Annotated in this window: 6 protein-coding genes; 3 read left to right on the top strand and 3 right to left on the bottom strand. The window is 31.7% G+C overall.

Annotated features, from left to right (window positions below; all coding sequences use genetic code 11):
• Positions 1-97: 97 nt before the first annotated feature.
• Entirely contained in the window at positions 98-802 is a 705-nt protein-coding gene (locus tag OEW74_RS06295; RefSeq protein WP_265427677.1) for an FKBP-type peptidyl-prolyl cis-trans isomerase, read from the bottom strand.
• A gap of 323 nt (positions 803-1125) precedes the next feature.
• Between OEW74_RS06295 and OEW74_RS06290 the strand changes: the two genes are divergently transcribed.
• The gene (locus OEW74_RS06290) at positions 1126-1308 is read left to right on the top strand and encodes a hypothetical protein (RefSeq protein ID WP_115620378.1); all 183 of its coding nucleotides are present in this window, start codon (positions 1126-1128) and stop codon (positions 1306-1308) included.
• Positions 1309-1436: 128 nt separating this feature from the next.
• Here the strand turns inward: OEW74_RS06290 and OEW74_RS06285 are convergent, their stop codons facing one another.
• On the bottom strand, positions 1437-3809 hold the full coding sequence (locus OEW74_RS06285; RefSeq protein ID WP_265427676.1) for an outer membrane beta-barrel family protein: 2373 nt from the start codon (positions 3807-3809) through the stop codon (positions 1437-1439).
• Positions 3810-3935: 126 nt separating this feature from the next.
• Between OEW74_RS06285 and OEW74_RS06280 the strand changes: the two genes are divergently transcribed.
• On the top strand, positions 3936-5273 hold the full coding sequence (locus OEW74_RS06280; RefSeq protein WP_265427675.1) for a sensor histidine kinase: 1338 nt from the start codon (positions 3936-3938) through the stop codon (positions 5271-5273).
• Positions 5263-5949 carry a response regulator transcription factor gene (locus OEW74_RS06275; protein ID WP_265427674.1) on the top strand — a complete coding sequence of 229 codons (687 nt, stop codon included), beginning with the start codon at positions 5263-5265 and terminating at the stop codon, positions 5947-5949. Before OEW74_RS06280 ends, OEW74_RS06275 begins: the two co-directional genes overlap by 11 nt.
• 4 nt (positions 5950-5953) lie before the next feature.
• Here the strand turns inward: OEW74_RS06275 and OEW74_RS06270 are convergent, their stop codons facing one another.
• Positions 5954-6781, bottom strand: coding sequence for an endonuclease/exonuclease/phosphatase family protein (locus OEW74_RS06270; protein ID WP_265427673.1), 828 nt, complete (start codon positions 6779-6781; stop codon positions 5954-5956).
• Positions 6782-6854 lie beyond the last annotated feature (73 nt).

Below are 6854 nucleotides of genomic sequence, written 5' to 3'. Positions count from 1 at the left end.
AAATAACTTAAAAATAAATATTGCCTAAATGCACTACGGGTTTTTCCCATAAAAAAAGAAGCTTTCAGCTTCTTTTTTTATGGGAAAATTTTTAAACTTATTTTATACCTACCAATTCTACATCAAAAATGATTGTAGAACCTGCAGGAATTGCAGCACCTGCTCCATGATCTCCATAAGCAAGGTCTGAAGGAATATAAAATCTATATTTAGCTCCTTTGCTCATTAGTTGGATTCCTTCTGTCCAACCTTTGATTACGCTACCCAGATTAATATCCATTGCGTTACCTCCATTTTTATCTGTAGAGTCGAAAACAGTTCCGTCTAAAAGTTTACCTGTATATTTTACCTGCACAACATTTGTAGCCGTTGGTTTTGTTTTGCCATCACCTTCCTGCAATACTTCATATTGTAAGCCGGAAGCAGTCGTTTTTACTTTAGGATTAGTTTTATTTTTTGCAAGAAAATCCTGACCTTTTTTCTTATTTTCACCAGCCAAAGCTAACGCTGCAGATTGCTTTTTTTCATTTTGCTTCTGCATAAAATCCTGCATAAAAGCATTCATTTCTTCGGCAGGCATTAGTTTTTTTGTACCGTTCATCTCTTCTTTAATAGCCTGAGCCAAAAGATCTGCATCTACCTTGAAACCTTCCTGTTTCATATTTTGAGCGATGTTTAAACCTATATAGTAAGATGCTTTCTGATCATCTGTATATTTGCTATCACTTTTTCCATCATTTTTCTGAGCGCAAGAAACGCTGAATATTGCCACGCAAAATAATGCAACAATCTGTTTTTTCATTTGATAATTTTATTATTTATAATTAACGAATTACATAATTGCTGCAAATCTATCATTAATTACAGAAACTTTCCCGCTGTAAAACTTTTTTTCTATGAAAAATTTGCAATTGGGCAAATCAATCAAAAAAGTTTGCAGTCTTCATTATTCATCGGCTCGATTTTTTTCAAAAGTTCAATCGTTATTTTAGTTATAAATATTTAGACAAAATCTGGAGAATTTATTTTCTTAATATGTTTTTATTTTTTTAATATTATTCAATACTTTAAAAATATTTTATATCTTTATGATTACCAAATATTTAACACTAAAATAAAATTATTATGAAAAAATTAAAAAGAAAAGCATTAAAAACAATTATGGGCGGAAAACTAGATTGTTCATGTCGTATGATTACTTATTATGATGGTTCTACAAGTGGTGGTCCGTGTGCTACAACAGAATGTTCAGAAATAAGTTTTAGCTGTGGACAACCCGAATGCAGACCTTCTCTTGAGGTTGTTTAATTTAGAAAAACAAAATTCAGTTAATTATAGCGATGAGTATTTTCATCGCTTTTATTTTTCATTAAAATATAGAGGCACAAATTTTTTCATTTTGCACCTCTATAATCCTTTATATAGATTTAAACCTGTTACAATCTTTCCTGTTCGTCAGCTTTTTTGATCGTTTTTGAATTTTTCACAGACTGATTTCCAAAATTATATCTTAGAGAAAAAGTGAAACCTTGGGTATCCTGATAATCTAAAAAGTAATTATCCTGATTTCCATATTTGGTGCTTATTTTTTGCTGTGTCGATCTGAAAATATCATTAAAAATAAATGCCGCTTCTAATTTTTTATTGAAAAACTTTTTATTCATTACAAAATAAGCCGACCATTGACTGGAAATTGTGAATGTTCCTTGTATTCCCGGTGAATAATATTTGTGACCCACTTCCATTTTCCAGTCTGAATTTTTGTCTAAAGTAAAGCTTGTTGAGATATTTGAAACCCAGTTCCAGACTTGATTTTTATTTAAAGCTCCATCTATTCCTTTAAAATAATTTTCGTTGTGCTCCAGGTTTTCAGAAACAATCAAACTCCACCAAGGTTTAATTTCAAAACTTTTGTAAAGACTCATACCGAAAGCCTCTCCTTTCTCAATATTGGTAAAATAATAGATCAGATTATTGTTTTCGTGTTGCTGAAATGAGATTTCCATTGAGGGGAAAATTTCTTTTCGGTAATAAAAATCAAAATTCCAGTTTTTGAATGAATAGGTAAGATTTAAATTGTGAATAATCGTTGCTTTTAATTTTGGATCACCTTGGTAATAGGAAAACAAATTATAATACGATTTTGCAGGATTTAACCATGAATAAAAAGGTCTGCTGATTCTTTTCCCATAAGAGAAACCAAATTCATGTTTATTTTTCGTGGTATATTGTGCATAAAAAGTCGGAAATAAGCTCCAGTAATTGTTTTTATTTACTTCATAAGGTTCAGAAACAATACCTTCCAAATCGGTCATTTCTGCACGAAGCCCGCCTTTGAAATTCCATTTTCCGAGATTATACGCCATTGATGTATAAATTCCAAAGTTGTGCTCTTTATAATCAAAAAGGCTGCTTTTTTCTTGTCTGTATTGAAATTGCCCATTTTCATTATCCGAAAAATCAAGCAAACTGTTCGTTTTTACAAAGCTATATTTCGCACCAGATTCCAATTCCAGTTTTTCATTTTTCCATTGATAATCAAATTGTGTAGAATACAACTGAACATTGCTCTTGTTATTGGTCATAAAATTGGTTTCTTTCGGTTGTTGATCTTTAAAATTCAAGTATGTCAAAACATTTTGATAAGCATTTGAATTATTGGTTGTAAAATAATTGATCCACGAAATGCTGCTTTTTTTATTCAGTTTTTTGTCAATTTGAAAACTTAATGAATTATTAATTGTTCTGGAATGATGATCGTTAATCGTTGTATAATTAGATTCCGCTACATTCTGAGTGTTATAAATCAAAGTCGGGACGAAATAAGTTCCAAAAGATTTGGGGGCAAAAAATCCTGAGTAATTCAGACTTGCTGTTGTAAGACTGTCGATTTCATATTCAACATTAAAGCTTACTGTATTTTGGCTTTTGTTCTGATCTTTCCGGTTCATCGTACTGATCCAGGTTGTGGCGTCTTCAGGATAATTTACATAATCTGTACCTTCACGATAATACGTTCCTCCTCCTCGAAAATAGCTTCCCATCACCGAAAGTTTATCTTTTTTGTAATATTGCGAAAGCCCTGCAACTCCTTTTGCATATTGAGTTTGAATATATTTTGAAGAAAGAATTCCACGATAGCCCTCAATTTTATTTTTCTTCATTACAATGTTCAGAACAGCTCCACCCTGCGCTTCATATTTTGCAGGCGGATTGGTAATAACTTCTACAGATTTCACGTCATCGCCTTGTGTGTTTTCAAGAAAATTTTTGAGCTCTTCGCCAGTCATCATTACTTTTTTATCATTAATGGTTATTAAAACCGACGTTCCGCCTTTCACTGCCAAAACATCATTATTAATGGTAACCTGAGGTGTTTTTTTAAGAATTTCCCAAGCGTTGAGTGAAGAAATATTGCTGTTTTCTACATTAAATTCCAAACGGTCTACTTTTCTTTTCACCAATGGTTTTTTCTTCGTAATCGTTACCGCTTCAATATCTTTCTGATTGTTTTTTAAAATAATATTTAAAGCTTCATTCTCATTTTCAGCCTCGATATTTTTTTCAAATGAAAGGTATTTTTCATTATTAATTTTTAGCTTAAAAGATGTTGATGAAAGATTATCAAACAAAAATCTACCTTCAGAATCGGTAAAAAAAGATTTAATTAAAGTGTTATCATGATTGTACAATTCCACTTTCACAGAATCGAGTTTTTCTTTGTCAGCATTAAAAACAGTACCGGAAATTTTCTGCGACTGCGAAAACATAAAAACCGGAAAAACAAGAAAGAGAAGATATTTATACATTTCAGTTAGTTTTAAGTTAATTCAAATGAGTTTGATATTTTACTGTGACAAAATTGGATATTGCCACCGAGAATTTCGGTTAATGGAAGGTTAATGCGAGGTTAATGGTAAAAACGCATTCACGAAATGTATATATTTGCTTCAATGATTTCTAAAAGCAAATATCTAATCTCTCTTTTTGCAGCTTTATTCCTGCTATTATTGGGTATTCAAGTATATTTTATGTACAAAACTTCTCAGGTAAAAAAGCGGGAAATCTACAGCGATGTTCATAACAGAATTGATGATTACATCGATAATCTGGAAAATCTTGGCGGTGCAAGTAATTTGGGTGACGAAGGTCAAAGGAAAATCTTTGCCGAATTCAGCAATAAAAAAATCAGCAAAAAAGAGTTTTTAAACTATTTCGAAAAAAACAAAAAAATCACACAAGATAAATTAAGTGATTACATTGACCATAAATTTGAGAAAGAAGGTTATAAAGTTGCCGTAAGAACTCAGTTTTTATCCATTGTTTATGTTCCGAAAAATATAAATCTAATCGATAAACCGGTCACTTTATACGAAACGCGAAACAAGATTACAAAAGCCGGAATTTCTAATACCGGAAAATGGGAAACTTCTTCCACTTCGAGGTCTGATAAAAGCAATCAGCTTGAAAGAGACGATTCTTTTTTTGTAAAAAGCCAGACCGATTTTCAAATCTTAAATATCAACACTGTTGTTTTTCAAGATCTTACCTTGCTCATCTTATGTTGCGTTGCTATTTTATTAAGTGTTTTGGTTTTATATATTTTTACCGTTAAAAATTTAATCAGACAGCAAAAACAGGTTGAGGTTTTACACACTGTGGTCGATAATATTTCACACGAATTTAAAACTCCAATTGCTACGTTGAAGATTGCTTCAAAAACATTAAAAAAAGAATTTACTCCGGAGATCTTACCTTTAATTGACCGACAAATTTTAAGACTGGAAGATTTAATGCTGCAGCTTCACCCCGAAGATTTTGACGAAAAAAATGTTGCCATTCAACCAGAAAATTGGGATTTTTTCATTCACGATTTGGCTTTTACTTACAAGAACACTGATTTTAAACTTAATAATTCAGTTTCAAAAGAACTTCCTTTCGACAAAAAGCTAATGGAAACCGTGATTAAAAATCTTTGCGAAAACAGCGTAAAATATGGTGCTTCAGAAATTAAGATTGATGTAAAAACCATTCAAAATAAACTCGAAATTATTGTTGCAGACAACGGAAAAGGTATAGAACAAAGCGAATTGAAAAATATTTTCGAAAAATTTTACAGAATACAATCCAACAATATTCACAATAGCAAAGGTTTAGGTTTGGGTTTATTTTTCGTGAAAAAAATTGTTGAAAAATATAGCGGAAAAACTGAGATTACGAGTGAAGTAAATATAGGAACAACTTTTAAAATTTCAATTCCTTATGAAGATTAAGATTTTATTGGCAGAAGACGATTCAGATTTTGGAATGATTCTGAAACAATATCTCGAGCTTGAAGATTTTGAAGTTGTATGGTTTCAGAATCCTGAAGATATTTTACCAGTTTTACAGTCAGATTTCCCTTTTCATATTGGGATTTTAGATATTATGATGCCTAATCTCGATGGGTTTTCTTTGGCAAAAATGATTTTAAAAGCCAAAACTGATTTCCCAGTTTTATTTTTAACAGCAAAAAATCAGAAAATAGACCGCTTAACAGGACTAAAAATCGGAGCCGATGATTACATTTCAAAACCTTGCGATCCGGAAGAATTAATTTTAAGAATTAAAAATATTCTAAAAAGAACATTAGTTTCGGAAACCGTTACTCAATACAGCATCGGAAGCTATATTTTAGATACAGAAAAGCTATTGCTTTCTCATGCCAAAGAAAAAATAAGGTTGACGATTCGTGAAAAAGACCTTTTGCTTTATCTTTTGAAATTTAATCATAAAACCATCAAACGAGACGATATTCTTGATAATTTGTGGGAAACCAACGATTATTTTACAGGAAGAAGTCTTGATGTTTTTATCAGCCGACTGCGAAAATATTTTCAGCATGACGACAAAATAAAAATCCAATCCCTGAGAGGAATTGGATTTGAGATTGATTTTCCTGAGAGTTAATATTTTAAAACTGTAGCTCTGTCAAAACCGGGAAATGATCCGACGGATACAGCAGATTTTCTCTTCTGTCGTTGATATGTCTATGAGATTTTATCTTAAAACCTTTTACAAAAATATAGTCGATTCTTTCCTGCGGAACTTCGGTTACGTTGAATGCCGTAAATGTTCCTTTCGGTCCGTAAGGTTTTGTTTCTGAGTTGTAGAAAGTATCTTTCAGGTTTTGAGAAATTATTTTGATAGGTTCAGTATCGTCTGTCAAATTAAAATCACCGCTTAATGTTAAAGGTAAATTTTTAGGATTGATCTCTTTAATTTTCTTTAAAATCAAATCTGCAGATTTTACTCTTGCTACATTTCCTACATGATCGAAATGAAGATTCATTGCCAAAAACTCTTTCTTCGATTTTTTATCTTTAAAAACAGCATACGTACAAACTCTGTTGTAAGCTGCATCCCAACCTTTGGACGGTTTTTCCGGAGTTTCTGAAAGCCAGAACGTTCCCGATTTTATCACCTGTAATTTTTCGGTATCGTAAAATATAGCAGAAAACTCTCCTTTTTCTTTACCGTCGTCTCTACCCACACCTACATAATCGTAGCTTTTTAAACCATTTTTAATATCTTTCATCTGCTCAGGAAGTGCTTCCTGAACGCCGAAATAATCAGGATGATAATAGCTCAATAGATCTACCGCATCCTGCTTCCTGTTTGTCCATGAGTTTTCTTTATCAGATTCTACATTGAGTCTGATGTTGAAAGACATTACTTTTAAATTCTGAGAAAAGCTCCATGCAAAAACAAATAGTAATAGAGCTGAAAATCTGAAATTCATTAGGGTTCTTATTTAAATTAAAGAACAAAAATAACGCTTCTGTTTCATAGAGAAGCATTGTTCGTGATATTTT

The sequence above is a fragment of the Chryseobacterium sp. YIM B08800 genome, assembly GCF_026163565.1.
Lineage (GTDB): Bacteria > Bacteroidota > Bacteroidia > Flavobacteriales > Weeksellaceae > Chryseobacterium.
Note: the sequence above shows the minus strand (reverse complement) of the source record. Positions and strands in the feature narration are given on the sequence as shown.

Bases quoted from the DNA above. Each gene is read 5' to 3' on its own strand.
- OEW74_RS06295 (WP_265427677.1), bottom strand. From the start codon at position 802: ATGAAAAAACAGATTGTTGCATTATTTTGCGTGGCAATATTCAGCGTT.
- OEW74_RS06290 (WP_115620378.1), top strand. From the start codon at position 1,126: ATGAAAAAATTAAAAAGAAAAGCATTAAAAACAATTATGGGCGGAAAA.
- OEW74_RS06285 (WP_265427676.1), bottom strand. From the start codon at position 3,809: ATGTATAAATATCTTCTCTTTCTTGTTTTTCCGGTTTTTATGTTTTCG.
- OEW74_RS06280 (WP_265427675.1), top strand. From the start codon at position 3,936: ATGTATATATTTGCTTCAATGATTTCTAAAAGCAAATATCTAATCTCT.
- OEW74_RS06275 (WP_265427674.1), top strand. From the start codon at position 5,263: ATGAAGATTAAGATTTTATTGGCAGAAGACGATTCAGATTTTGGAATG.
- OEW74_RS06270 (WP_265427673.1), bottom strand. From the start codon at position 6,781: ATGAATTTCAGATTTTCAGCTCTATTACTATTTGTTTTTGCATGGAGC.